The 23869-nt window shown below is 62.6% G+C and carries 23 protein-coding genes; 9 read left to right on the top strand and 14 right to left on the bottom strand.

Annotation, left to right across the window (positions count from 1 at the left end; all coding sequences use genetic code 11):
* Positions 1-28: 28 nt before the first annotated feature.
* The 9 genes from BMX27_RS05940 to rlmJ form a co-directional block, all read right to left on the bottom strand.
* Positions 29-1381 (bottom strand): glutamine synthetase family protein, encoded by a 1353-nt coding sequence (locus BMX27_RS05940; protein WP_090158962.1) that lies wholly within the window; start codon positions 1379-1381, stop codon positions 29-31.
* Positions 1378-2058 (bottom strand): type 1 glutamine amidotransferase, encoded by a 681-nt coding sequence (locus BMX27_RS05935; protein ID WP_090158961.1) that lies wholly within the window; start codon positions 2056-2058, stop codon positions 1378-1380. The genes BMX27_RS05940 and BMX27_RS05935 overlap by 4 nt, the downstream gene beginning before the upstream one ends.
* Positions 2059-2108: 50 nt before the next feature.
* Entirely contained in the window at positions 2109-3440 is a 1332-nt protein-coding gene (locus BMX27_RS05930) for a glutamine synthetase family protein (protein WP_090158960.1), read from the bottom strand.
* 63 nt (positions 3441-3503) lie between these two features.
* Complete coding sequence (locus tag BMX27_RS05925) at positions 3504-4310, bottom strand: ABC transporter permease (RefSeq protein ID WP_090158959.1); 807 nt, start codon at positions 4308-4310, stop codon at positions 3504-3506.
* The gene (locus BMX27_RS05920; protein ID WP_056038288.1) at positions 4307-5188 is read right to left on the bottom strand and encodes an ABC transporter permease; all 882 of its coding nucleotides are present in this window, start codon (positions 5186-5188) and stop codon (positions 4307-4309) included. Before BMX27_RS05920 ends, BMX27_RS05925 begins: the two co-directional genes overlap by 4 nt.
* 93 nt (positions 5189-5281) lie before the next feature.
* Positions 5282-6010 carry a transporter substrate-binding domain-containing protein gene (locus tag BMX27_RS05915; RefSeq protein WP_090158958.1) on the bottom strand — a complete coding sequence of 243 codons (729 nt, stop codon included), beginning with the start codon at positions 6008-6010 and terminating at the stop codon, positions 5282-5284.
* A gap of 87 nt (positions 6011-6097) precedes the next feature.
* On the bottom strand, positions 6098-6877 hold the full coding sequence (locus BMX27_RS05910; protein WP_177172664.1) for an ABC transporter ATP-binding protein: 780 nt from the start codon (positions 6875-6877) through the stop codon (positions 6098-6100).
* A 70-nt stretch (positions 6878-6947) separates the two neighbouring features.
* Positions 6948-7382, bottom strand: a complete 435-nt coding sequence (locus tag BMX27_RS05905) for a tellurite resistance TerB family protein (protein WP_090158956.1) — start codon at positions 7380-7382, stop codon at positions 6948-6950.
* A 36-nt stretch (positions 7383-7418) separates the two neighbouring features.
* On the bottom strand, positions 7419-8201 hold the full coding sequence (gene rlmJ, locus BMX27_RS05900; RefSeq protein ID WP_090158955.1) for a 23S rRNA (adenine(2030)-N(6))-methyltransferase RlmJ: 783 nt from the start codon (positions 8199-8201) through the stop codon (positions 7419-7421).
* A 109-nt stretch (positions 8202-8310) separates the two neighbouring features.
* On the opposite strand from rlmJ, the gene BMX27_RS05895 reads away from it, so the two are divergent.
* Both BMX27_RS05895 and BMX27_RS05890 read left to right on the top strand, forming a co-directional pair.
* A complete protein-coding gene (locus BMX27_RS05895) occupies positions 8311-9075 on the top strand; it encodes a MipA/OmpV family protein (RefSeq protein WP_090158954.1) in 765 nt (254 codons plus the stop codon).
* 263 nt (positions 9076-9338) lie between these two features.
* Complete coding sequence (locus BMX27_RS05890) at positions 9339-10256, top strand: calcium/sodium antiporter (protein WP_090158953.1); 918 nt, start codon at positions 9339-9341, stop codon at positions 10254-10256.
* 47 nt (positions 10257-10303) lie between these two features.
* Here BMX27_RS05890 and BMX27_RS05885 read toward each other — a convergent pair whose 3' ends face one another.
* Together BMX27_RS05885 and secG are read right to left on the bottom strand one after the other, a co-directional pair.
* On the bottom strand, positions 10304-11947 hold the full coding sequence (locus BMX27_RS05885) for a CTP synthase (protein WP_090158952.1): 1644 nt from the start codon (positions 11945-11947) through the stop codon (positions 10304-10306).
* Positions 11948-12107: 160 nt separating this feature from the next.
* On the bottom strand, positions 12108-12467 hold the full coding sequence (gene secG / locus BMX27_RS05880; protein WP_090158951.1) for a preprotein translocase subunit SecG: 360 nt from the start codon (positions 12465-12467) through the stop codon (positions 12108-12110).
* 288 nt (positions 12468-12755) lie between these two features.
* On the opposite strand from secG, the gene BMX27_RS05875 reads away from it, so the two are divergent.
* Together BMX27_RS05875 and BMX27_RS05870 are read left to right on the top strand one after the other, a co-directional pair.
* The gene (locus tag BMX27_RS05875; RefSeq protein WP_090158950.1) at positions 12756-14051 is read left to right on the top strand and encodes an adenylosuccinate synthase; all 1296 of its coding nucleotides are present in this window, start codon (positions 12756-12758) and stop codon (positions 14049-14051) included.
* A complete protein-coding gene (locus BMX27_RS05870; RefSeq protein WP_090158949.1) occupies positions 14048-14278 on the top strand; it encodes a DUF2842 domain-containing protein in 231 nt (76 codons plus the stop codon). The genes BMX27_RS05875 and BMX27_RS05870 overlap by 4 nt, the downstream gene beginning before the upstream one ends.
* Before the next feature lie 118 nt (positions 14279-14396).
* Here BMX27_RS05870 and BMX27_RS05865 read toward each other — a convergent pair whose 3' ends face one another.
* Positions 14397-16676, bottom strand: coding sequence for a hypothetical protein (locus BMX27_RS05865; RefSeq protein ID WP_090158948.1), 2280 nt, complete (start codon positions 16674-16676; stop codon positions 14397-14399).
* Positions 16677-16799: 123 nt separating this feature from the next.
* On the opposite strand from BMX27_RS05865, the gene BMX27_RS05860 reads away from it, so the two are divergent.
* Positions 16800-17477: a thiamine diphosphokinase gene (locus tag BMX27_RS05860; RefSeq protein ID WP_177172663.1), complete on the top strand. Its 678-nt coding sequence runs from the start codon at positions 16800-16802 to the stop codon at positions 17475-17477.
* Here the strand turns inward: BMX27_RS05860 and BMX27_RS05855 are convergent.
* Together BMX27_RS05855 and BMX27_RS05850 are read right to left on the bottom strand one after the other, a co-directional pair.
* On the bottom strand, positions 17422-18327 hold the full coding sequence (locus tag BMX27_RS05855; protein WP_090158946.1) for a DMT family transporter: 906 nt from the start codon (positions 18325-18327) through the stop codon (positions 17422-17424). The two genes, BMX27_RS05860 and BMX27_RS05855, sit on opposite strands and share 56 nt — an antisense overlap.
* A gap of 36 nt (positions 18328-18363) precedes the next feature.
* Entirely contained in the window at positions 18364-19038 is a 675-nt protein-coding gene (locus BMX27_RS05850) for a glutathione S-transferase family protein (RefSeq protein WP_090158945.1), read from the bottom strand.
* Between the two features lie 135 nt (positions 19039-19173).
* Here BMX27_RS05850 and rpiA point away from each other — a divergent pair, with 135 nt between their 5' ends.
* The 4 genes from rpiA (at position 19174) to hflC (ending at position 23681) form a co-directional block, all read left to right on the top strand.
* On the top strand, positions 19174-19962 hold the full coding sequence (gene rpiA / locus BMX27_RS05845) for a ribose-5-phosphate isomerase RpiA (RefSeq protein ID WP_056038329.1): 789 nt from the start codon (positions 19174-19176) through the stop codon (positions 19960-19962).
* 106 nt (positions 19963-20068) lie between these two features.
* The gene (locus BMX27_RS05840; RefSeq protein ID WP_090158944.1) at positions 20069-21541 is read left to right on the top strand and encodes an FAD-dependent oxidoreductase; all 1473 of its coding nucleotides are present in this window, start codon (positions 20069-20071) and stop codon (positions 21539-21541) included.
* A 74-nt stretch (positions 21542-21615) separates the two neighbouring features.
* The gene (gene hflK, locus BMX27_RS05835; RefSeq protein WP_090158943.1) at positions 21616-22776 is read left to right on the top strand and encodes an FtsH protease activity modulator HflK; all 1161 of its coding nucleotides are present in this window, start codon (positions 21616-21618) and stop codon (positions 22774-22776) included.
* Positions 22776-23681 (top strand): protease modulator HflC, encoded by a 906-nt coding sequence (gene hflC, locus BMX27_RS05830; protein WP_090158942.1) that lies wholly within the window; start codon positions 22776-22778, stop codon positions 23679-23681. The genes hflK and hflC overlap by 1 nt, the downstream gene beginning before the upstream one ends.
* Positions 23682-23869: the final 188 nt, after the last annotated feature.

Here is a 23869-nt window from a genome sequence, read left to right as displayed (position 1 = left end):
ATGCCCAGCAACATCAGCAGGTTCTGTTTCATACGTTCAGCAGCAGGTGTTCGCGTTCCCACGGACTGATGACCTGCAGGAATTCCGAATATTCGGCGTGTTTCACGATGGAATAGACCCGGGCGAATTCCTCGCCCAGCACCGCCTGCACCTGCGGTGCATTGTCGAACAACTCAAGCGCCGCATACAGGCCCTGCGGGATTTCATCCTCGGACTTGTAGGCATCGCCGGCAAACCGTTTGTCCGGCCAGATTTCGTGCTTCATGCCCAGATAGCCGCAGGCCAAAGAGGCCGCGATGCACAGGTAGGGGTTGCAATCCATCCCTGCGAGCCGGTTTTCCACCCGCCGCGCCTCTGGTGGTGAAATCGGCACCCGGATGCCCGTCGTGCGGTTGTCACGGCCCCATTCCAGATTGATCGGTGCCGCGTGGTCCCGCACGTAGCGACGGTAAGAATTCACATAAGGTGCCATCACAGCAATCACAGACGGCAGATGTTCCTGCAACCCGCCGATAAAGTGGAAGAATTCATCCGTCTCGCCGCCCTTGGGCCCGGTAAAGATGTTGCGCCCCTTGGCGTCCAGCACCGAATGGTGGACGTGCATGGCGCTGCCCGGCTCGCCCTCGATCGGTTTGGCCATAAAGGTGGCAAAGCAATCGTGTTTCAGCGCGGCCTCGCGCAGCAGACGTTTGAAGAAAAACACCTCGTCCGCCAGTTTGACGGGATCGCCGTGGCGCAGGTTGATTTCCAGCTGCCCTGATCCGCCTTCTTGGGTGATGCCGTCGATTTCGATGCCCTGCACCTCGGCGTATTCGTAAATGTCGTCGATCACAGGGCCGTAGTCGTCCACGGCGGTCATCGAATAGGCCTGACGCCCGGCGGCGGGCCGGCCCGTGCGGCCCATCATCGGTTCGATCGCCTTGGCCGGGTCGATGTTGCGCCCCACCAGATAGAATTCCATTTCGGGCGCAACCACCGGTGTCCAGCCTTCTGCGGCATAGAGGTCGCAGACCCGTTTCAGCACGTTGCGCGGGGCACAGGGTACGGGGCGGCCCTTTTGGTCATAGGCGTCGTGAATGACCTGCAACGTTCCGTCCTTGGTCCAGGGGGCGGCTGTCGCCGTGCCCATGTCGGGACGCAGGATCATGTCGGGTTCCAAAAACCCGTCAGGGCCAGCCGCCTCGCCCCATTCGCCGGTGATGGTCTGGAAAAAGATGCTGTTGGGCAGGTGGAAATGCTGCTGCCGTTCCCATTTCGAGGCGGGCACCGCCTTGCCGCGGGCGATGCCGGGCAGGTCCGCGATGACGCATTCGACCTCGTCCAGACGGTTGGATTCGAGGTAGAGACGCGCCGCCTCGGGGATCTGGTCCATCCAGCTCATGTGGTGGCCCCTTTCAGGAAATCTGCCATCTGGTTGGCGATGGCGTGGTTGTCGATGGGCTGACTGGCGGCCGCACGGGCCGCGGTCAATTGCGGCTCCGGCACCACGCCCTCGCCGCGGGCATCGGCCAGCCGCATGGTGAAATCAGTTTCGAATTCGGGATGTGCCTGCACGGTCATGATGCGGTTGTCATAGACCAGCGCCGCGTTTTCGCAAAATGCGTTGCTGGCCAGTACCTGCGCGCCCTCGGGCCGCCGCGTCACCTGGTCCTGATGCCAGGCATTCAGCGCGACGGTGCGTCCCTGCCAATCGTAGGTCTGGCGACCAACCGCCCAGCCACCTGCGAATTTTTCGACACGGCCCCCCAGCGCCTGCGCGATGATCTGGTGTCCGAAACAGATACCAACCATCGGCACGCCTGCGGCATAGACATCGCGGATGAAAACCTCGAGCGGGGGGATAAAGGCGTGATCCTCGTAGGCACCGTGTTTCGATCCGGTCAGCAGCCAGCCGTCGCAGTCGCGCACCGTCTGGGGAAACTGCATGTCCACCACGTCATAGGTGACGAAATCGAACCCCTGATCGCCCAGCAGGCGCTGGAACAGGTCCGTATAGTCGCCCGTCTCTGGGCGCATCGCATCGGGGGCGTGGCCGGTTTGGAGAATACCGATTTTCATAGAAGACACCTATTGGGGATGGGCGCAGGATATCACCCCAAAAGGCCGCGTCAAACCGTATCCAGATACAGTTCCAGCTGTTCCTCGGCGGTCAATTCCTCGAAATACCGGGCCTCTTGGCGTTTGGTCATGACCAGGTTGTCGACCAGCACATCCGAGAAGATCCGCCGCGCGATGGGCGAATTGTCGAACCGGTCGATGGCCGCGACCCAAGTGTCGGGGATCTGTGGCAGATCAAGGTCATAGGCGTTGCCGGAAATGGGTGGACCGGGGTCCATGTTGTCCTCGATTCCGATCAAGGCAGAGCCCAGTACGGCGGCCAGGAACAGATAGGGGTTCACGTCACCGCCCGCCACGCGATGTTCGACCCGCCGCGCCTTGAGACTGCCGCCGGGGACACGAATGGACGCTGTGCGGTTGTCGTAGGCCCAGCAGACGCCCGTGGGCGCATGGCTGTCCGGCACCAGCCGGTCATAGCTGTTGCCATGCGGGGCAAAGATCAGCGCCAGATCGGGGATGCCGTAGAGACAGCCCGCGATGGCATTGTGCAGCATCCGCGTGCCTTCGAACGTGTCGTTGGCCATCAGATTGTTGCCGTCACGGTCGATCACGCTGAAATGGGTGTGCAGGCCGTTTCCTGCATATTCTTCGTAGGGGCGGGCCATGAAACTGGCGGCCATGCCGTGATTACGGGCCAGACCGCGCACCAGCATCTTGAACAGCCAGGCGTTGTCCGCAGCCATCAGTGCATCGGGCACGTGTTCGATATTGACCTCAAACTGGCCCATGCCGACCTCGGAAATCGCGGCCTCGGCCGGGATGTCCATCGCGTCACAGGCGTCGTAGAGATCGTTGAAGAAGCTGTCAAAGGCGTCCAGCGCCCGCAAGGACAGAATTTCCGCACCCGGTCGCCGCTTGCCAGAACGTGGTGATTTGGGCTGGCGGATGCCGTCGCCGCTGTCATCCACGAGGTAGAATTCCATTTCTGTCGCAACCACGGGCGTCAGCCCGCGCGCGGTATAGCGGTCCAGCACCGCACGCAGCGCATGACGTGGATCGCCCGGAAACGGCGTGCCGTCCTCATAGCTCATCCACAGGGGCAACAGCGCGGACGGCGTTTTCAGCCAGGGCATCGGCACATAGCCGCGTTCGGTCGGCAGCAGCACGCCGTCGGGATCGCCAGTTTCGAACACCAGCGGCGAATCCTCGACATCCTCGCCCCAGATATCGAGGTTCAGCACCGACAAGGGGAACCGCGTGCCTTCGACTTCCAGCTTCTTGGCGAAACGGATGGGCACGCGTTTTCCGCGCGCCTGACCGTTCAGATCGGCCGCCCCGCAACGCACGTTGCGGACTTCGGGGTGGTTGTCGAGCCAGCTCATGGCGGGTGCTCCAATATGTGTTCACATAGCTTTACGCCGCGTCCCGCACCCCGGCAATCGCTGTTATCGCACCAGCTGCGGCCGGTATTTCACGCGGCGGCGCGCATCGGACGGCAGGTGTCTATTCAGACGACGGTTGATCGCGTTGAACAGGGTGATGACGATCAGCGTCAGCACGATGAAATAGCCCGCCAGGATCGGATAGGGCACAAAGGGGTTGAACGTCTTGTCCGCGAAATAGCTGGCATAGTACAGCGCATCCCCGCGTTGCTGGATCGCCGGAAATCCACTGACGAAAACCAGCGTGGTGGCGTGAAACAGAAAAATCGCCTCGTTGGTGTAGGCAGGCCAGGCCAGCCGCAGCATCGTGGGCCAGATCACGCGCCGAAACCGGGACCAGCCTGACAGGCCATAGGCATCTGCGGCCTCTGTGTCGCCCTTGGGGATGGATTGCAGCGCCCCGTAGAAAATCTCGGCGGAGTAGGCAGAGGTATTGAAAAACAGAACCACCAGTGCCCCCGCCCAGGCCGAAGTCAGGCCAGACAGCATCGGGTATCCCGATGACAGCGACTGGAACAGGAAATAGGCGAAAAAGAACTGGATGAACAACGGCGAGCCGCGAAATAGAAAGACGAACCATTCCGCCGGTTTGCGCAGCACCGCGCGGGACGAGGCCTTGCCCAGTGCCAGCACCGTGGCCAGCGCGAACCCGGCCAACAGGGCCAGCACGCCGAAATAGACGTTCCAGATCATGCCGGACCCGATCAGCGTGAATTGCTGGCACAGGGTGAAATCGCTGCGTGGCAACAGCCGTTCACCATAGCCCAGCGACCGGAATGCATAATCCGCGATGGTCTGTGCGCAGCTCATGCCGCTTTTCTCTGTGCTTCGCCGCCGGCGGTGGCCTGTCCCAGCGTCAGGCGGGCCATCAGGCGTGAAAGCACGACCTCTGATACCTTGGTAAAGGCCAGGTAGAACAAGAGCAGAAAGCCAAAGTAATACACGCGCCAGTCACCATGCGGATAATCGGTAAAGCGGGGCGATTTCGTGCCGCCCAATTCGCGCGCCCAATAGACGATATCCTCAACCCCCAGCAAAAACAGTAGCGGGGTTGCCTTGATCAGGACCATCCACAGGTTCGACAGGCCGGGCAGCGCATAGACCCACATCTGCGGCACCAGCACGCGGCGTGTCACCTGCCTGCGGGTCATGCCGTAGGCCTCGGCCGTTTCCAGCTGCGCGCGCGGCACGGCACGCATGGCACCGAACAGCACATTGGCGGCAAAGGCCCCGAACACCAGTGCGAATGTCAGCACCGCAAGGCCCGCGCCGTAGATTTCGTGCATCCATTGTGGTGCGTTGCCCAACGGCATCTTGGCCGCCGTGCAGACGACAAAATCATTGCCCTGGCGCACGGGCTGATCCCAATCCGGGCACAGCGTGACGTGGCGCAGGTATTCGATGCCCTGATCCAGCGCGATGACGAAAAACAGGAAAAACACGATATCCGGCACGCTGCGAACGATGGCCATGTAGATCTGACCGAACCAGCGCAGGGGGGCGAGGGTGCTGCGCGCGGCACTGGCCCCGGCATACCCGAACAGCAGGGCAGTGGGCGCGGTGATCGCCAGCAGCAGCAGGACCGTGCCGAACGACCAGTAAAAGTTCATGTGCTTGCCCGTGGTCAGATAGCACGACAACCACGCAAGACCGTCAAGGCTGGCTGGGTCGGTGCAATAGGCGAACATGGCGGTCCTGTCGGGCGGCGGGATATGAGTATTTAGGGCAAGATGATGCGAAACGGTCACGCCCCGACACCGGGGCCGGGGCGCGATGATGGTTTAGAACGTGGCCGAACCGGGCAGCCATTCGACGATCAGGGCATTGAGCGTGCCGTCGTCCTTCATGGACTGGATGGCGGTGTCGAATTTCGCCTTCAGCTCGCCGTCGCTTTCGCGGATGCCAAGGCCGATGCCGCCACCGATCAGGATATCCTCGCCCACGAACATCACGTCACCTTCGGCAACGACGGGTTCCAGGAACGCCTTGTCGGCGATCACGGCGTCAGCCTCGCCGTTGCGCATGGCGGCGACGGTTTCCTCGGGGGTTGCGAATTCCAGCAGGGTCGCATCCGGCATTTCAGTCGCGACATAGGACGCCTGGATCGTGCCAGCCTGCGCTGCGATCACGCCAGAGGACAAGTCACCCTCGGCCATTGCGACGAATGCGGAAGGGTCGGGCTGCGTGTAGGGATCTGAAAAGTCGATGACCTCGTCGCGTTCGTCCGTGATCGACATGCCCGCGATGATGACGTCGTAGTTGCCGGACACCAGGTTGGGGATGATGCTGTCCCAATCGTTGGTGACCCATTCGCAGGTCAGCTCGGCGCGGGCACACAGCTCGTCGCCCAGCGCACGCTCGAACCCGTCGACTTCGCCGGCGTCGTTCAGAAAGTTGTACGGAGGATAGGCGCCTTCGGTGCCCAGACGCACGGTTTCGGCGTGGGCTGCGGCAAAGGCCATGGTGCCGGACAGGGCGAATGCGCCGGCGGCAAGGATCAGTGACTTCATGGATATCTCCTGTTGGTGGCGACTCTGTCGGTCGCGTAACGCGGTTACGGTATGCATATTGCCCCCAAAGACAAGAGGCGCGCTGCGTCAGGCGGGCATTGTCGCGGACAGAAAACCGCGCAGGCGGTCCGTCTGCGGATTGGTGAACAGATTGGCAGGGTCACCCTGTTCCTCGATCCGGCCCTGATGCAGGAACACGACGTGGTCGCTGACGTCATGGGCCATGCGCATGTCGTGGGTCACGATGATCATGGTGCGGCCTTCTTCGGCGAGGGCCTTGATCACCTTGACCACTTCTTGTTCCAGTTCGGGGTCCAGCGCGCTGGTGGGTTCGTCGAACAGCAGCGCGCGCGGTTCCATGCACAGCGCGCGGGCGATGGCGGCGCGTTGCTGTTGGCCGCCCGAGAGCTGGGCCGGATAGGCGTCGGCCTTGTCGCCGATGCCGACCTTGTCCAGATAGCCACGTGCGGCTTGTTCGACCTGCGCGCGGTCGCGTTTCAGCACCGTGACCGGAGCCTCCATCACGTTTTGCAGGATGGTCATATGCGCCCAGAGATTGAACTGCTGGAACACCATCGACAGATTCGTGCGGATGCGGATCATCTGCTGGTGATCCGCGGGGCGACGCGACAGGCCGCTGCCTTTCCATTTCACAGGTTCGCCGCTGAACAGGATGTCGCCCTGCTGGCTGTCCTCGAGCAGGTTGGCGCAGCGCAACAAGGTCGATTTGCCGGACCCGGACGATCCGATCAGCGACACGACGTGACCGGCAGGGGCGGCGATGTCCACACCCTTGAGAACCTCGAGCGAGCCGTAGGATTTGTGCAGGTTGCGAATCTGGATGACGGGTGGGGGCGCTGTGTTCATGGCGACCATATAGGGCGCATCCGGGCCATGATTGCAAGAAGCGGTGCTGCGTTTCGCGCGCAGCGTGCCGTCAGCCCTGTTGTTCCAGCCGGCGTCTGGCGGCGTTGCTGTCCTGATCGGCCACACCCAGCATCGGGGCGACCATGCGCATCAGGCTGTTTTCATCCTCGTCGCGTTTGCCGTCGGCCAGCACGACCTGCCACATCGCCTCGATCACGCCAAGGCGGTCCTCGTAGGCGACGGCGTCCTTGATCGCGCGGGTGAACCGCACCGTATCGGGGGCCTGTTGTTCAAGCGTTTCGCATTCGGCAAGCAGGCCGGTGGCATCGTCCAGACCATAGCGCGCCTGAAGCACCTGTTTGATCTGGTCGCGTTCGACGGCGGAGTAGTCGTCATCGGCGCGGGCGATGCGCACCAGCAGTGCGCCCAGGGCCAGACGCGCGTCGGCGTCGGCTGCGGGGGCAGGGTTGGTGGCGGTGAGGCGGGCAAGAAGATCAGCAAACATGGGATGGATATAGGGCTTGTCGTGGAAATGGAAAAGTCACGGTTGCGCGCACAGGGTCGCAAACTTGTCCGACAGCCAGTTCGCCTGATCCACAAAGCCGTAGGGCGGGTTCACCACGAACAACCCCGAGCCGGTCATCCCGTGGCCGGGCCGCGCGGGTGGAAAGGCGACCGTATGCGATATCGCATCGGGGAACTGGCGGTGCAGCTGGCGGACCATCGGGCGGTGCGGCGCGCCTTCGAGCACGGGAAACCACAGGACCAGTACGCCGACGGCCCATTTGCGGTGCAGCTTGGCCATGAAATCTGGCACGGTTTCGTAGTCGGATTTGATTTCCCACGATGGATCGCACAACAGCAGGCCACGGCGCGGATCGGGCGGGCAGCGCGACAGGGCCCCGGCGTATCCGTCGGTCTGGGATACCGTGACACCCGGCAAGGCCGCGCGCAGGGCCTCCACCTCGGCGGGGTGCAATTCGGACAGGGCGATGCTGTCCTCGAACCGCAAAAGGTCCATCGCGATCTGCGGGCTGCCGGGATAGGCCTGCGGCCCGTGGCGGTCGCGCGTGGCACGCAATGCGCGCATGTAGGGATGATCGGCGGGAAACCACCGATCGGCCAGGGCGATACCGCGCGCGGCCTCGCCGGTTTTCAGCGCCTCGGGACCGGACAGGTCATAAAGCGCGCGACCCGCGTGGGTTTCCATATAACTGAGGGGTTTTGGTTTTGCGGTCATGTAGTCCAGCATCCACGCGAGCATCGCGTGTTTATGCACATCGGCCATATTTCCGGCGTGGTAGCTATGTTGATAGGACAGCATCGGCTTCTCCGCTTTGCGAGGTGGTTATGCGGGGGGACGTACACTTGCAAGGGCGGGGCCATACGCTAGGGTATCCGCAACGATCATCCCCGCTTAGAAAGTCATCCCCATGTCCTATTCCATTCGATTTCTCGCCACTGCCGCCTTGGTCGGGCTGGCCAGCGGTGCCGCCGCGCAAAACACCGTGACCCTGGGCGTCGGCCCGCAGAGCGCGCCCGCCTATTTCGGCAGCGACGAAACAGAGGTCGGTGCGACGGGCAGTTTTTCGGTGCAGGAACTGAACTTTGGTCCGCTGCGGTCGGGCGGCAGCGAGGGCGGCACGGCGACCGGATTCGGCTATGGCGGGTCATTCCGCTATATCGGAGCGCGTGATGCCGCGGACTATGACGAGTTGGTGGGCCTCAACGATCTGGATCAGGTCGTCGAACTGGGCGGTTCGGTGAGCTACGCCATCGAGATGGCCGAGGTGTTCGCCCAGGTCCGTTTCGGTGTCGTGGGCCATTCGTCGCTGGTGGCGGATCTGGGTGGCAACCTGATCGCACGCCCCAACGACCAGCTGACGCTGAAGGTCGGACCGCGCCTGTTTTTCGGTGATGACGATTATGCCAACCGCTATTTCGGCGTGACCGCACAAGAGGCTGTGGCGAATGCGGCGGCGGGCGGCACCCTGACGGCTTATGATGCGCAGGGCGGTCTGTTGTCGCGCGGGATCGAGGCATCGGCGGCCTATGCGTTCAATCAGGACTGGGGCGTGACGGCGACGGTCCGCTATGACGAATATACGGGCGATGCGGAAAACAGCCCCATCGTGGTGCAGGGCAGCGACACGGCGACGACGGCGAGCCTGGTGGTCACGCGGCGCATCAGTTTCTGATTGCTGTCGCGGCACCGCCCTGGCCATGACCGGTCAGGGCGGTGCCGCGCCGATATATGTCGATGTCGTGATGTTTTGCATGCGAAACATATTATGTAAAATCAACGTGTTACATTAATTACTCGTTAACTTTTGCGTCCGCATGTCCGAGCCTTGGCAGGGCCGGGTTTTGCCTGAAAATTATTTCGGGGCGGGGGGTGTGCCGCGTCATTTGCATGCCCATTTGCGCTGTGGGCAGGCTGTATGCCCGAGGGGAGTTTCAATTGGATTACATCCTGATTTCCGCCGGTCTGATCGGACTGTTTCTGGGCGGCGATGCTTTGGTGCGCGGCAGTGTCGGCATCGCGCGGCGCATGGCGATATCGCCTTTGTTGATTGGTTTGACGGTTGTGGGGTTCGGGACATCGACCCCGGAATTGCTGGTGTCGGTACAGGCGGCACTGGGCGGCGTGCCCGATATCGCGCTGGGCAATGTCATCGGGTCAAACATCGCCAACATCCTGCTGATCGGCGGTCTGACCGCACTTGTCTGGCCGATCCGCGTATCAGGTGCCACGCTGCGCCGGGACCTGTCGGTCATGGTGTTGGCGGCAGCCGTTCTGTTGCCGATTTTTCTGACGGGTGCCGTCGGGCGCCTGTCGGGGGTCGCACTGCTGCTGGCCTTGGTGGGCTATCTGGTCTGGGCCTATCTGCGGCCCGGCGACGCCGTGGCAGAGGATCATGACGCCAGCCCGTCGCCTGCGGTCCTGGTTTCGCTTGGCTGGGTGCTGGTTGGTCTGGTCGCGCTGATGTTCGGGGCGCGGTTTCTGGTCGATGGGGCCACGGCAATTGCACGGGGTTTTGGCGTGTCAGAGGCGTTCATTGGCCTGACGATCGTGGCGGTGGGCACATCGCTGCCGGAACTTGCGACCTCGGTCACGGCGGCGCTGCGCCGTCAGTCCGAAATTGCCATCGGGAATATCGTAGGATCCAACGTTTTCAACGTTCTGGGTATTCTGGGGGTGACGGCCATCATCACACCGATCCCGGTGGCCCCGCGATTCGCAAGCTTTGACCTGCCGATGATGCTAGTGGCGTCGGTGGTGCTGGCGGTGCTGTTGCTGACGCGGCCCGTGATCGGGCGGGGCGTCGGCTGCTGCCTGCTGATTGCCTACGCAGGGTACGTCTGGCTGGCCCAGTAAATCGTTTCCCGGCCCCGCGACTGCTGCGGGGCCGTGGCGCGGTCTGTTCAGACCAGACGAGAGTTTTCGACGGCGGCGCGCACGAAATCCTTGAACAGCGGATGCGGTGCAAAGGGTTTTGATTTCAGTTCGGGATGGAATTGCACGCCGATGAACCAGGGGTGGTCGGTCCATTCCACGATCTCGGGTAGTTTGCCGTCCGGCGACATACCCGAAAAGCAAAGGCCCTTTTCCTCGAGCTGGGCGCGATACTTGATATCCACCTCATAGCGATGACGGTGGCGTTCCTCGATCGCGGTGGTACCATAGATCTGCGCGACATGGCTGCCTTCGGTCAGGGTGGCGTCGTAGGCACCCAGACGCATGGTGCCGCCCTTGTCGTCGTCGGCCTTGCGGGCGACGGTGTGATTGCCCTGCACCCATTCCTTGAGGTGGTAGACGACCGGCTCGAACCGGCGGCTGCCGGATTCGTGGTCGAACTCCTCTGATCCGGCGGTGGTCAGGCCGGCCACGTTGCGGGCGGCCTCGATCACGGCCATTTGCATGCCAAGGCAGATCCCGAGGTAGGGCACGCCTTTTTCGCGGGCGAACTGGGCGGCCTTGATCTTACCCTCTGTCCCGCGTTCACCAAATCCGCCGGGCACCAGGATCGCGTTGAATTGTTCCAGATGCGGGGCGGCGTCCTCTCGGTCAAAGAGTTCGGCGTCGACCCATTCGACGTTGACCTTGACCCGGTTGGCCATGCCGCCGTGGGTCAGCGCCTCCTTGATGGATTTGTAGGCGTCTTCGAGCTGGACGTATTTGCCGACGATGGCGACGGTCACCTCGCCTTCGGGATTATGGATGCGGTCCTGAACATCGTGCCAGACATCCAGTTTCGGCTGGGGAGCAGGGCTGATGCCGAATGCGTCCAGCACGGCCTGATCCAGACCTTGCGCGTGGTAGGACAGGGGAGCCTCGTAGATCGAATTCAGATCGTAGGCGGCGACCACGCATTCCTTGCGGACGTTGCAGAACAGCGCGATTTTCTCGCGCTCGCGTTCGGGGATCGGGTGTTCCGACCGGCAGACCAGCACGTCGGGGGCAATGCCGATGGATTGCAATTCCTTGACGCTGTGCTGGGTGGGTTTCGTTTTCAGCTCACCACTTGCGGCCAGATAGGGCAGCAGGGTCAGGTGCATGAAAATGCATTCGCCGCGCGGTTTGTCGTGGGAAAACTGGCGGATCGCCTCGAAAAAGGGCAGGCCCTCGATATCGCCGACGGTGCCGCCGATCTCGCACAGCATGAAGTCGACCTCGTCGTCGCCGACCTTGAGGAAATCCTTGATCTCGTTCGTGACGTGGGGGACGACCTGAATGGTCTTGCCCAGATAGTCGCCGCGCCGTTCCTTTTCCAGCACGGTGGAATAGACCCGGCCTGACGACACGGAATCGGTCATGCGGGCGGGGACACCAGTGAATCGTTCATAGTGGCCCAGGTCCAGATCGGTTTCCGCGCCATCGTCCGTGACGAAAACCTCGCCATGTTCAAAGGGCGACATCGTGCCGGGATCGACGTTCAGGTAGGGGTCCAGCTTGCGCAGGCGGACCGTATAGCCCCGCGCCTGCAGCAACGCGCCCAATGCGGCAGAGGCCAGGCCCTTGCCCAAGGATGAGACCACACCGCCGGTGATGAAAATATAGCGTGCCAAGTGAGGGCCCCCGTGTGTCGCGTTTCTGGTCGGACGGCGTGCAAAATACGCCCTGCCACGGGATTAAAGGATAGCCCGAAACGGCCAGTGCCTGCAACCCGTGACGCAATATGATGGTGACGCGCCGCATGGCGCGCCAAGATGCTGTGATGTCAGTCGTTTAGTTGCCCGAGGGCACCAGCGCGTCGTCACCCACAGTCGGCGGCAGCAGGCTGTCGCCATCGGCAGGCAGTGCGGGCGCGGCAGGTGTCGGGTTCGGCGCGTCGATCAGGCGATCCACCACAGAGGACCCGGCCGCATTTTCCGCAGCGATGATCGTCAGCGCGATGGACGTTGCGATGAAGGCCAGCGCCAGACCCCAAGTCACCTTGCCCATGGCGGTCGCGGGCGGGCGGCTGCCGGTGGCACCACCGCCACCACCGCCGATTCCCAGACCCCCGCCTTCGGACCGTTGCAACAGAACGGTGCCGATCAGCGTCAGCGCAAGGATCAGGTGGATGACGAGAACGACGTTTTCCATGGTGGGCGGGCCTGCGGGTTAATTTGGTTCGGGGGTAACTAGGACGTTGTGACCCTTGCCGCAAGGGGCATTGACCCGGGCGGGTGCCAAACCTGCCGTCGCAGGCAGGGCGTGTCATGGCCGATTTGCCACGGACAGGGCAATCGCGGGACCTGACTGGCGGAGTTGGCCGTGCCGCAATGCGGCTGGTTTCGCACTCTGGCAAGGCAGGCGACGTTTTTCGGTTTCAGACCGGCGCCGTCATGGATATAGCGGACGGCGGAATTTCCGGGTTTAAGGACGTAAGTCATGGCAAATGTGGTCGTTGTAGGTGCCCAGTGGGGTGACGAAGGCAAAGGCAAGATCGTCGACTGGCTGAGCGAGCGTGCCGATGTCATCGCACGCTTTCAGGGCGGTCATAACGCGGGCCATACGCTGGTGATCGACGGTGCGGTCTACAAGCTGCACGCGCTGCCCAGCGGCGTCGTGCGCGGCGGCAAGCTGTCGGTGATCGGCAACGGCGTGGTGCTGGACCCCTGGCATCTGCTGAAAGAAATCGAAGGCCTGCGCGGTCAGGGCGTCGAGATCACGCCGGAAACGCTGATGATCGCGGAAAACACGCCGCTGATCCTGCCGTTCCACGGTGAATTGGATCGCGCGCGCGAAGGTCAGGCCAACGTCGCCAAGATCGGCACGACCGGGCGTGGAATTGGCCCGGCCTATGAGGACAAGGTCGGGCGGCGCGTGATCCGCGTGGCGGACCTGGCCGATGATGCAACGCTGGAACTGCGTGTCGATCGCGCGCTGGTCCATCATGATGCGCTGCGCCGCGGGCTGGGTCTGGACCCCATCGACCGTGATGCACTGCTGGCGCAACTGCGCGAGATTGCGCCGGGGATTCTGGAATACGCAGCCCCCGTCTGGAAGGTGCTGAACGACAAGCGCAAAGAGGGCAAACGCATCCTGTTCGAGGGTGCGCAGGGAGCACTGCTGGATATCGATTTCGGCACCTATCCTTACGTGACCTCATCCAACGTGATCGCAGGGCAGGCGGCGACGGGCACCGGTGTGGGACCGGGCGCGATCGATTTCGTGCTGGGGATCGTCAAGGCCTACACGACCCGCGTGGGTGAGGGACCGTTCCCGACCGAGCTGCACGACGAAGACGGTCAGATGCTGGGCGAGCGGGGCCATGAATTCGGCACGACCACGGGCCGCAAACGGCGGTGCGGCTGGTTTGACGCAGCGCTTGTCCGGCAAACCTGTGCTACATCCGGTGTGTCGGGGATTTCCCTGACGAAACTGGACGTGCTGGACGGGTTCGAGACATTGAAGATTTGCACAGGCTACACATTGGACGGCAAGGCGCTGGATTATTTGCCGACGGCAGCGGACCAGCAGGCGCGTTGCGTTCCGATCTATGAGGAAATGCCGGGCTGGTCGGAATCGACCGAAGGGGCGCGATCCTGGAACGATTTGCCCGCGCAGGCGATCAAATATGTGCGCCGGATCGAGGAACTGATCGATTGTCCGGTCGCGCTTGTGTCCACCTCGCCCGAGCGCGAGGACACGATCCTTGTCACCGATCCGTTCGCCGCGCGATGAACGATTGGTTCGCCTCTCTCAGCTACAAGACACGCAAGCGTCTGGCGCTACTGATCCTGGTACTGGGGTTGCCCGCCTACATCATCGTGGCCGTCAGCGTGGTGTCATCGCTGGACCGTCCGTCGATCCTGACGGAACTGGCGATATACGTGGGGTTGGGGGTGTTGTGGGCATTCCCGTTCCGCGCGATTTTCCGCGGTATCGGACAGCCTGATCCGGACGAGTGATCGCCACGGTCCGGTTTGAGGGCGTCGCTCTCTTGGGCGCAAGTGCCGCAGGTTGGTATCGAAATGAAAAAGGCGAAAGGTTGCCCCTTCGCCTTTTTTCGTTTGAGTATGGCCGGTTTCAGCCGTTGGCAGCCTTCTGTTCAGGCCGGAACCGGGTGCGGTCCGAAATCTGGAACCGACCGGCACGGGCCTTTTCGATGCGGCCCTGACGCAGCAGCGTGCCAAAAGAGCGCAGTCCGTCTTCGCGGGTGAATTCCTCTTTGGCGGTTGCTTGCACCTTTTGCATGATCTGCGGGCGCGAGAAGTCTTCGGCACCTTCGACGATCGCGACATAGGCGGCGGCAGCCTCGAGCAGGTCCTGCAACGAATTGGCACCCACGCTTTGCGCGTATTCGGCGAAATCACCGGTGTCCGATGCTTTTGCTGCAGGTGCGGCCACGCGGCGCGGTTGCACCTGTTTTTCGGCTGCATCGGCGGGGGTGTCGACACGCTGGCTGGCAACCAGTTTCAGTGGTGCGGTGCGCGGACGTTCGGTCCGTGCCGATTCATCGGCCACCGGACGGCGCGGCTTGACTGCCTTTTGCAGGTCTTCACGGAAATCGGTTTCCTCGGAGTCCTGCGTCTTGCGCGGCTCGCCCAGCTGGCGCGCGGCCTCGGTCGCTGCCACAGCGGCCTTGAGATGTGCGATGGCGTCGCGGCGGCGGCTGTTTTCGGGATTTGCCAGTTCCTCTTCGGCCTGGGCGTTGATGCGGGACATCTCGGCCTCTGACGTGGTGGGCAGGGCATCGCGGGTCGCCTGCGGTGCAGCTGCCGCTGCCACCTCGGGTTTGCCGGAGTCTGTCTCGGCGTCGTCCACGGCCGCGTCAGTCTCTGCGGTCTCTTCGGTGTCGTCGCCGTCAAAGTCGTCGCCGTCTTCATCCTGGGATACGCTGCTCAGTTCTGCTTCGGCAGCTGCTTCTGCCGCAGCAAGATCACGTTGCAGATCGGCCTCGTCCTCTGGCGAAAGTGACGATTCCAAGGGTGCATCGGTTGGTGCATCTTTTTGATCGGCAGCGATTTCGCGCGGTTCCGGGTTCATGTCGCGGCGCATCTCGGCAAGGCGCGCGCGCGCGTCCTGCACCGGTGTCGAAACCGGGCCGGTCTTGGCGGGTTCTGCTGCAGCATCATCCTGCGGTGCATCCGCGGCGCTGGCGGCCTCTGGGCGGGGGCGGCGTGTGACACGCAGAATCCGGCCACGGCGCGGGGCTGTCGGTGCCTCGACGGGGTCGGCGGGTGCCTCGGTCTGGGAGTCATCGTCTGACTTGGCCGGGGCCGCATCGGGCGCGGCCTTTGCGGTTTGAGGCTGTTCCGCGGTGCTGGCCTCGCGTGTTTGCGCGATCAGCGACTGAATGATAGCCGCAGCCTCGTCGGCCTCTTGTTCGGCGCGATCGGCCGCAGGGGCCGCAGCCTGTGCCGTGTCTGCCTTGGGTTCAGGCTTGGCTGGCTGCGCGGCCGCTGCTGGCTCTGCCTTGACGGCCAATGCGGGTTTCGCGGTTGCCTGCGTCTCTGCCGGTTGTTCGGACTTGGGTGCGGGCGTGGCAATATCCTGCTGCGGCGCGTCCTGCGCGATTTGTGCGGCAACCCGCGCTGTGGCGGTTTCGACGACGGCTGCCTGATCTTCGACGGCCGGTGTCTCTGGCGGTCGCAAGCCTGCGCGTTCAAGATTGCGCAGCACTTCTTTGATCTGCGCATCCGTTTCGTCGTCGATGTCGTCCTCTGCCGCGGCATAGGCTTCGGGGATGGTGACAGTCTCTTCTGCCGTGTCTGCCTTGTCCGTGGTTGCGGCGTCGTCGTGTGCTACGCTGGCAGCGGCGTCCGGATTGGCTGCGACGGGCGCATCATCGTCCGCGAGCGATGCGGTATCATCTGCAGTGGGCGCGGGCGCACTTGGGGTCTCGCGCTCTTCCAGATCCTCGACGAAGGCTGTGTCGGCGCGGCTGCCCACGACCGAACGGATGCGCTTGAGCTTGTCAGCAACGCTTTCGGAATCGGGGTGACGTTCCGCCTTGGGCTGTGACTGTGCGACCGGTGCCTCTGCGGGGGGCTGCTGGGCCGGTGGCATGGCAGGGCGCGTGTCGGTGTCGGCGAGGGCTTGCGGTGCGGGGTCGGACGCGCGCAAGACGATGCCAGCATCGGACGTGCGCGCCTCGACCCTGCGGGAAATCTCGCGTTCGGCGATCCGGGTCAGCATCTCCGTATCCGGTGTCGGCGGCTCCGCCCCGAAATAACGGTCACCCGCAGCCAGGTCCCGGAAATATTCGGCGATCGCCTTCATCGTGGAAAAGGAATCGTCGAATCCTTCCAGGGTGCATGAGAAGGTGCCGTAGGAGACGGTGAGAATCTTGCTCGATTCAACCATGGTGTCCCTCGCTTTCTTTCAAAATCAATTACCCTCGTTTACCACGAATTGGTTCGCAAACCGGAACAGGCTGGCGGTGCTGTCTGGTTGATTTTGGGGCGCTTTTGAGGAATGTCGCGAAATATGAAACAATCCCCACTGCAAAAACCGATTGTTGCCAGTTCCGAACCGATCACCTTGATAGGTGGCGCGGACATTGCCGACGAAACTCTTAACATGTGCCTAAGGGTCGCGCCAAGTGTCGTCGCGGCCGATGGGGGCGCTGATCGCCTTGTTGTGACGGGCATTGCGCCTTTGGCGGTCATCGGTGACATGGACAGTCTGTCGGCGCAGGCGCGTGCGACGCATAGGGATGTCATCCATGCGGTGACCGAACAGGACACGACCGATTTCGAAAAATGCCTGACGCGGATCACAGCGCCCGTGGTTCTGGCGGCAGGGTTTCTGGGCGCACGGCTGGATCACACGCTGGCAACACTGGCAACACTGGCGCGGCTGCGCGCACATCACGTCGTTCTCGTGTCCGACAGCGAGGTCTGCATCTTGGCGCGGCAAGGGCATAGCCGCATCGCGGTGACACCCCAGACACGTGTCGCAGTCATGCCTCTGGGGCCCGCGACGGTCAGTTCGGCTGGATTGGTCTGGGACATGGACGCGCACAGCCTGGCACCTGACGGGGTGGTCAGCAGTTCGAACAGGGCGCAGGCAGACCATGTGACACTGGATGTGGCCGGGCCTGTCCTGATCACGCTGGAGCGGTCGGAATTGCCCGGCGCGCTAGATTACGCTCTCGGACGATGACATAGAGGCCGGCGGCGACAGTGACGACGATGCCGCAGGCCGCAAGGCCGTTGGGCAGATCGCCGAACATGGCCCAGCCGATCACCGTTCCAAATGGAATTTCGAGGTATTGCATCGGGGCGAGTGTTGACGCCGGGGCGCAGCGCAGACTCCATGTCATCAGCAGATGTGCCGCCGTGCCGACCAGCCCCATCAATACGACGAGCCACAGCGCGCCGGTGCCGGGCAGCGCGAAACCGGCCTGCGGGCCAGGCAGCACCAGCAGGCCGATCGACACCAGTAACGTGGCCTGCAATCCGCCGATCGCTTGGAGCCTGATCGGGTCGATGCGTCCTGACAGCGACCGGGTGACCAGCATGAACAGGGCGAACGTCACAGCCACCCCCAGTGGCAAGAGCGCAGGCAGGCCGACATCGACGAAATTCGGCTGGATCACGAGCAGGGTTCCAGCAAAACCGACCGCGCAGGCGATCATGCGCTGCGGGCCTACCTGTTCGTCCATGAAAATGCGCCCCAGCAACAGCAAGATGAACGGCATGACAAAGGCGATGGCCAGTGCATCAGCCAACGGCAGATAGCGCAGTGATGCGAACATCATCGTCATGCCGGCGATGTGCAGGGCGCTGCGCAGCCAGACCAGACGCCTTGTGCCATGTGGGGCACGCAGATCCTGACCGCGTGCCAGAACCAATGGCACCAGCACCGCGGCCTGTATCGCGAACCGGGCCAACACCAGCGTTCCCAGCACCACGGCACCGCCCAAGAGTTTTGCCATGCCATCGCCCAACGGGGCGAGGACGCAGAATCCGAGCATCAACAGGATGCCGGTAAAGGGGCGGTCATTTGGCATGCCGCAGCCTAGGCGCGGGAACAGACCTGCGCAATATCAGGTGGCGGACCCTTCGGGCGGATTGGCCAGACGCGGTGCGGAAAACGGAGTGTTCCCCAGACCTTCGGCCTGGGCCGCGCGGCGCGCATGGGCGCTGACCTCGCATTGCCGCGCGAGGCTGTGCAGCCGCGGGTAGTCGGTCAGTGTGAACCAGCCTGCGTTGTCACCATACAGGGACGTCCAGCGCAGCATGGGTGCAAGGTAGCAGTGATGGACCGGGTGCAGCGCCTTGGCATGGCGGTCCAGCAGGTGCAGGTGGCTGGACAGCCGCCTCTGCATGGCGGCCCTGAAATCGTCTGGCGCATCGGGCATGTATTGCGCGGGATAGAATGTCATGCGCAGGGTTGTATGCAATGTGTTGGCCAGCCACAGCAGCCACGACAGGGCGTTTGCCTCTCCGGTTGTGGCAGGGGCGGGCATCAGCTGGCCGGGATACCGGTTTGCCAGCCATATCAGGATGGCGGCTGTCTCGAACACCGGACCGTCGTCGGTTTCCAGCACCGGGATCAGGCCAGCTGGGTTCAGCGCGCGGTAGGCAGCACTGTCCTGCGCACGGCTGGCGCGGTCCACCAGAACGGTCTGATAGGGGATGTCCAGCAGTTCGCAGGCCAACCGGATGCACAAGGAGGCATTGTCGGGCGCATAGTGCAGTCGCAGCAGGTCGTGAGTCATGTCGCATGTCTGCGCTGCCTTGTTGCGCGCGTCCAGCGGGTTTGCGGGCCAATTCGCCGCGTCGCCGTGTGATCCGACTGTCCAAGGACCGCCCGCCCGGCCTATAAAGCGGCGAGTCGTCACAGGAGCTGCCCCATGTCCGCCAATATGTCCCCCATCGACAAAGCGAAATTCGTCGCCGCGAAACGCGCCTGCGATTACGTGCAGGACGGCATGAAGCTGGGACTGGGAACAGGATCGACCGCCGCATGGCTGGTGCGCTGTCTGGGCGAAATGGTGCGAGACAACGGCCTCAAGATCAAGGGCGTGCCGACCTCCAGCCGGACGGCGGAACTGGCCCGTCAGGTCGGGATCGAGGTGATTTCGCTGGACGAGGCGAAATGGCTGGATCTGACCATCGACGGGGCGGACGAATACGACCACGACCTGAACCTGATCAAGGGTGGCGGCGGTGCGCTGTTGCAGGAAAAGATCGTGGCCACGGCGTCCGACCAGATGATCGTCATCACCGACGGGTCCAAGCGGGTTGAATCGCTGGGGAACTTTCCGCTGCCGGTCGAGGTGATCCCCTTTGGCTGGCAGACCAGCAAGGCGCTGATCGAAGAGGTGCTGGTGGGTATGGATGTGCTGGGCACGACCGCCAGTCTGCGCATGAACGCAGATGCGCCCTATGTCACCGACGAGGGCAACCATATCCTGGACCTGCATCTGAACCGGATCGGCAACGCGCGACAGCTCAGCCTCGTGCTGAACCAGATACCGGGGGTCGTTGAAAACGGCCTGTTCATCGACATCTGCGATATCGTCGTGACGGGCTATGGCGATGGCCGGGTCGAGGTGCAGGACATCAACAAGGGCGAACACGACGAAACCCGCTACGATTTTCTGGATGACGACAACCTGTTCGCCGATCTGGGCGACTGAGGCACCCGGTCTGTCGCGGCACATCGGGCGGATGGCCCGATGTGGCGTTGTCCTCAGGCGGGCTTCGCCCTAGGTTGCGGGCGAATTGAAGAGAGGGTGCGCGACCATGGCTGATTACGATTTTGACCTGTTTGTCATCGGTGGCGGGTCAGGCGGGGTGCGTGCGGCGCGCATGGCGGCGCAGACTGGCGCGCGCGTGGCCCTGGCCGAGGAATCGCGTCTGGGCGGTACATGCGTCATCCGTGGCTGTGTCCCGAAAAAACTGATGGTCTTTGCGTCCAAAGGGGCGGCGCAGGTGTCGGATGCGCAGAAATTTGGCTGGGACGCGACCATCGGCGATTTCGACTGGGGCCGTTTCCACCCCAAGCTGACGGCTGAACTGGAGCGGCTCGAGGGGGTCTATCGCAAGCTGCTGGATGGCTCGGGCGTCAAGATCTATGACAGTCGCGCGACGGTGGACGGCCCGCATACGGTTAAACTCGCCAACAACCAAACCGTGTCGGCCAAACACATCCTGATTGCAGTCGGAGGCCATCCGGTGCGCCCGCCGCTGGAAAACGCGGAATTGGGGCTTGTCAGCAATGATGTGTTCCTGTTGGAAAAACTGCCCAAATCCGTTCTGATCGTGGGTGGCGGATATATTGCCTGCGAATTTGCCTGCATCCTGCGAAATTTCGGGGTCGAGGTCACGATCTACGCGCGTGGTGCGCAAATCCTCAAAGGGTTCGACGACGAGGCGCGCGGTCTTTTGTCGGAATCCATGAAACAATGCGGCATCGACATTCACATGGGCACCAGCGTTCAGGAAATGTGCCCGGCCGATCAGGCCCCAAAAGGGCCGCGTCCGACCGGATCTGATGCCACGATGGGCGAACCCGCAGGAGAGCGTCGTTCGCTGGCCACCAACGACAAGAGCATCACCGATCCCCGTGCCGCTGGCCCGATCTGGACCAAGGCGACGACAGGGGTGGAGCAGGTGTTCGATCATGTGATCTTTGCCACGGGGCGCGCACCGTCGACGGATGGGCTGGCACTGGATGATGTCGGGGTCAAGCTGGAACGCAATGGGGCGATTGCCGTCGATGAATACAGCCAGACCAATATCCCGTCGATCTATGCCATCGGTGATGTGACCGACCGCGTGGCACTGACACCCGTGGCGATCCGCGAGGGCATGGCGTTTGTGGATACGGTGTTCAAGGGCACGCCGACACCGGTCGATCACAACCTGATCGCCTCTGCCGTGTTTACCCAGCCCGAACTGGGCACCGTTGGCCTGACCGAGGATGATGCGGCCCGCAACGGTCCGATCGAGGTCTATTCGACCAGTTTCCGCCCGATGAACCAGGCATTCATCGACGGCACGTCCCGCGTGCTGATGAAACTGATCGTCTGTGCTGAAACGCGCAAGGTTCTGGGCTGTCACATCGTCGCACCGGATGCGGGCGAATTGATCCAGATGGTCGGCATCGCGGTCAAGATGGGCGCTACAAAAGAGGACTTTGACCGCACTTGCGCCGTGCATCCGACCATTTCTGAGGAACTGGTGACCATGCGCGAACCGGTGCGGACAACTTGAACCGGTCGGGCTGAACGCCCACTTTAGTCATAAGGCCCCGATGCGGGCATCAAACAGAGGAAGACCTACACACGATGGCAGGCAATACCGGAGGCCCCTGGGGGGGTGGCGGCGATAACGGAAACCGTGGCAACGGGGCAAACGGCGGCGGCAACGAGCCGCCACGCCCGCCACGCAGGCCGGGTGAGGGGCCGCAAATCCCCGAAATCGATCAACTGGTCAACAAGGGCCGTGAACAGCTGCGCGTCCTGATGGGCGGCAAAGGCGGCGGCACAGGGTCGGGTGGGTCCGGCGGCGGCGGGCCGGCTTTTACTCGCGGCACCATCGGTCTGGGCGTCATCGGTGCGGTGATCCTGTGGGGGATGGCATCGTTTTACACCGTGCGCCCCGAAGAACAGGCGGTCGAGCTGATGCTGGGTGACTATCTGTCGACCAACGGCCCGGGTCTGAACTTTGCCCCTTGGCCGATCGTGACCCGTGAAGTGTTGCAGGTCACGTCCGAGCGGAGCATCGACATCGGCACCAGCCAATCCGGCATGGATGCCGGCCTGATGCTGACCGGCGACGAGAACATCGTCGACATCGATTTCCAGGTCGTCTGGAACATCATCGACCCGCAGGAATACCTGTTCAACCTGGCCGATCCGCCGCAGACAATCGAGGCCGTTTCGGAATCCGTGATGCGCGAGATCATCGCACAGAGCAATCTGGCACCGATCCTGAACCGGGACCGTGGTGCCATTGCAGACCGTCTGCGCAGCGAAATTCAAAGCACGCTGGACAGCTACAATTCCGGTGTGAACATCGTCCGTGTCAACTTTGACAAGGCCGATCCGCCAGAGCCGGTGATCGCGTCATTCCGCGCGGTGCAGGACGCCGAACAGGAACGCGACAGGCTGACGAACGTGGCCGACGCCTATGCCAACCGCGTGGTTGCAGAGGCGCGCGGTGAGGCGGCCCAGACACTGGAGCAGGCCGAAGCCTATCGCGCCCGCGTGGTGAACGAGGCATCGGGTGAGGCGTCACGCTTTACCGCCGTTCTGGACGAATTCAGCAAGGCACCCGAGGTGACGCGCAAGCGTATCTATCTGGAAACGATGGAAAATGTCCTGGGTGGAATGGATATCATCCTGCTGGATGAACAAGGCGGCGGTAGCAACGGTGTCGTACCGTATCTGCCACTGAACGAGCTGGGCAACCGCGCCCCGCGTACGACCACCGGAGGGACGAACTGATGCGCAAGTCTATATTTCTGCTGCCCGCACTGGTTGTCATCCTGATCGTCGCGCTGAGCTCTGTGTTCATCGTGGACGAGCGTGAAAGGGCGCTGGTCCTGCAATTCGGTCAGATCGTGAAGGTTCAGGAAGAACCGGGTCTGGGGTTCAAGCTGCCCTTTATCCAGGAGGTCGTGAACTATGACGACCGTATTCTCAGCCGCGATCTGGACCCGCTGGAAGTCACACCTTCTGATGATCGCCGTCTGGTTGTCGACGCATTCGCCCGCTACCGGATTTCGGATGTGGAACAGTTCCGTCAAGCCGTCGGTGCAGGCGGTCTGGATGTCGCATCGCGCCGTCTGGACGGTATCCTGCGCGACACCACGCGGAACGTGCTGGGTACGGTATCGTCCAACGATATCCTGTCCACGGACCGTGCGGCGCTGATGCTGCGTATCCGCAACAACGCGATTGCAGAGGCGCGCAGCCTCGGGCTCGAGGTGATTGACGTGCGGCTCAAGCGGACCGACCTGCCGCCCGCAAACCTGAACGCCACCTACGAGCGGATGAAGGCAGAGCGTGAACGCGAAGCTGCCGACGAAATCGCCCGTGGTAACGAGGCCGCACAACGGATCCGCGCCGGTGCCGACCGGACCGTGGTGGAATTGACGTCTGACGCCAACCGTCAGGCCGAGATCACTCGCGGTGAGGCCGACGCCGAACGGAACGCAATCTTTGCCGAGGCCTTTGGCGCTGACCCGGAATTCTTTGAATTCTATCGGTCGATGACAGCCTACGAACGCTTTGCCGCGTCGGGTCGGTCGTCGATGGTCCTGAGCCCGGATTCAGAGTTTTTCAACTACCTGCAATCCGATCAGGGTCGTGCCGCAAACGACGCGGCTGCGGCAATCGCCGGTCAGTAAGCGTCATCAGTCAACGTTGTCAGGGGGCCGGTCATGTGACCGGCCCCTTGCATTTTGAGGTGTCGGTTTTCAATCATTGCGTTTCACGGCCGCGTGACAAAACATCACGTGCATTGCGTCCGTGTCGCTGCGGTCTATGTTCATGCGCAGATAGTTGATCACAGCGCCGCGCGCGGCGTTCACGACGA

The sequence above is a fragment of the Loktanella sp. DSM 29012 genome (genome assembly GCF_900110705.1).
GTDB lineage: Bacteria > Pseudomonadota > Alphaproteobacteria > Rhodobacterales > Rhodobacteraceae > Loktanella > Loktanella gaetbuli.
This window is presented reverse-complemented; position numbering and strand designations above follow the sequence as displayed.